Annotated in this window: 2 protein-coding genes; both read right to left on the reverse strand. The window is 58.5% G+C overall.

Going from position 1 to position 2,650, the window contains the following annotated elements:
• Positions 1-80: 80 nt before the first annotated feature.
• Positions 81-1,109 (reverse strand): CAP domain-containing protein, encoded by a 1,029-nt coding sequence (locus MOX02_RS29825; protein WP_147029382.1) that lies wholly within the window; start codon positions 1,107-1,109, stop codon positions 81-83.
• A gap of 953 nt (positions 1,110-2,062) precedes the next feature.
• Positions 2,063-2,650 (reverse strand): calcium-binding protein (locus tag MOX02_RS29830; RefSeq protein ID WP_373866794.1); only part of this gene is annotated, 588 nt, incomplete at its 5' end.

Here is a 2,650-nt window from a genome sequence, read left to right on the forward strand (position 1 = left end):
AGTCCACTCGCACTCTCTTTGGGCTCGGACCACTGCGTCAGGGTAGATCAAGGCCCCCGACGTGGTCGGGGGCCGTGTCGTCACAAGACGAAGTCGCCGTTCGTGAAGTGGTGCACTCCGAGTGCCTTGATCGCGAAGTCGGCAAAGCCATCGCCGTTGGTGTCTCCGGCGAGGTAGGTGTTGCCGCCCGCCTCGTAGGCCTTCAGCTCGCCTGCGCTCTTGTGGAAGCCTTGGTCACCGATGAAGGTGAAGCCCTGGTCCCCGGAGAGTTTGGTGTTGGCGTCGATGCCGCGCAGGTCGATCTTGTCGATGCCGTGCGAGAAATCCGCCACAGTGTCCCTATTGGCCTCGCGCGCAGTGTCGAACACGAACGTGTCGCTCCCGGCGCCGCCGACGAGGTAATCCGAGCCTCCGTTGCCGTTGATCGTGTCGTTGCCGGCGCCGCCCTTGAGGGTGTTGCTGTAGCTGTTCCCGGAGAGGGTTTGGCCCGCCGTGATCGTCGGCGGCGTGGTCTGAACCGGGGTGGTCGGAACGGGGGTGGGCGCCGCCGTGACCGGACTGGTCGCCGTGACGTTGATCACGTCGTTGGCCTCGGCCCGCTCGGTCGCGTTCGGGGTGCCGAAATCCTCGGTCACGAACACGACGTTGTGGCCGTTGATCGTCCCCTCTTTCAGACCGATCCCAACCTCCTCGAACGAGCCCTTGATGATGTTGGCGTAGTGACCGGGCGAGTTCACGAGCATCGTGTGCAGCTTCTGCACGGTCGCTTCGTTAAGGGTGCCGCTCACATAGGCGATGTTCTCACCGTAGCTCTGCCAGCCGTAGCCGGCGTCGGTGACGCGCGTGCCCGGGCTGGAGCCGTTTACACCCGTGTGGGAGAAGGTGTCGGTCTGGTCCATCCAAGCGCTGTGGGCATCGGCAGCATTCAGCAACTCGCCGTCGAAGCTGAGCGGCTTGGCGCCGACACCGGCGCGGGTTTGGTTGACGAGGCTGAGAAAGTAGGATTCGAGGCTGGTTGGCGTTGCCATTCCGATAGATTTCCCTTGCTTTAGCCAGTTATAGTTGCCCCCAAGAGAGACATACGCTCTCCTAGCGAGTGAAACGCGCAATCACGCCAGATCTTCGACTTGGCTAGAATATGCTTGCTGTTGGCGCGACGACACCCTCCGACCAGTTCGGCCGGGTGACCAGGACGTTGACGCGGCTTCTCGAACGGCCGCGCCCGAGCTGGCCGCCAGCAGCGCGGAACGATCTGCTGGCGACGGCTGGTAGATCAGGGCTTTGGATCGCGCTTCTTGGGGGTGCGGGTCACCAAGCTAGTAGGAGTTTTGTCTGCCGGGGAGCTGTCCGTCTGCAGATGGGAGATGCGAACGACGCCGGGCGAAGCACCGGCCAGCGAAGCAACAAGACCCCATTTCAGCTGCAGTAGGTTCTCAGGCATTTATTCTCCAATACATGCTCGGCAACGGCTTAGCTTACAGAAGTTAATTGGGGCTAAAACGTGGCACAGCAACAAGCACAGCAACAATAAACGCTTTTTTGTACTCACTTGTACATTTCAAGAATGGCGAGATGTGGCTGGCGGCGACTCCACATACGACTACGAATTCATGGGGTTACGCGCGTAAGCTGCCGCCTTGATTTAGGGAACTCGGCTACTGCGTGCTGCCGCCCTGTATCCTGTCCGGTTTGGCAGAGCCCCGATACGCGAACTGGCCGCAATGCGAATTGATCGGGCAGCAGATGGCTGCTTGCTTGGCGGCTGTTGGGCAGCGGAGGATGCCTCGGTGGTGAGGCGTTGCCGCTCTCGCAACAACACAGCGCACTTTACAGAAATTCTCCACCTATGCCGTCACAATCATACTTTCATGCCAATCGACCATTTAATTAGACATGCTTCACTCGCGGCTGCAAAACAGCGAGAGCACCATTGAGTAATCAGCACTCGGAGCAACGCAACATAACAGATTGACCTTGTTAAACAATAATTGCGGCAACGCGGGATCGGCCACGTTGCCGCAGTTTTGGGTGATCGAAATATACTTGCCGCTGCTCTGTTCAATCAAACGAAGCGGAACGCGTCGGCGGCTAGGCTAGCAAGAGAGACCTCCTTCACCGTGATGGTGTCAGTTCCCAGGCCAGACCCATCCAGATCGATGACAGCGGATCCGTTGACCTCAGTAGCGTGGGTTCCAAGCCAAGCGTTGACGTCTGCAACCGGTGTGTCGAGGTCAATCTCGATGAGGTCGCCGGATGCAAAATCGGTTATGGTGTCCTGTCCGGAACCTGCGCTGAAAGAAAAAGTGTCGTTCTCGGTGCCGCCAGAAAGGAAGTCGTTTCCAAAACTACCACGAAGAATGTCTTTACCAGCACCTCCGAACAACTGATCGCCACCGCTACCACCGTTGATCTGATCGTCTCCACTCAGTCCAGAGATAATATCATCGCCGAATGTTCCCTGAAGAACATTGTTTCCCCCATCACCGTTGATTGTTTGACCGGCCACCCCGCTTCCATTCGGATTGTAATTTGGGATCAGACTTCCTGAGGTGAGCGATGTGGTCGCGAGATCCAGTGTCTGGAACTTGATGAGGGTCGTGTAGCTGTTGCCGCCGCCGTTGCGGTCAACCTGCAGGAGAGCATCGGCGCC

The sequence above is a fragment of the Methylobacterium oxalidis genome (assembly GCF_007992195.1).
In the GTDB taxonomy this organism is placed as follows: Bacteria; Pseudomonadota; Alphaproteobacteria; order Rhizobiales; family Beijerinckiaceae; genus Methylobacterium; species Methylobacterium oxalidis.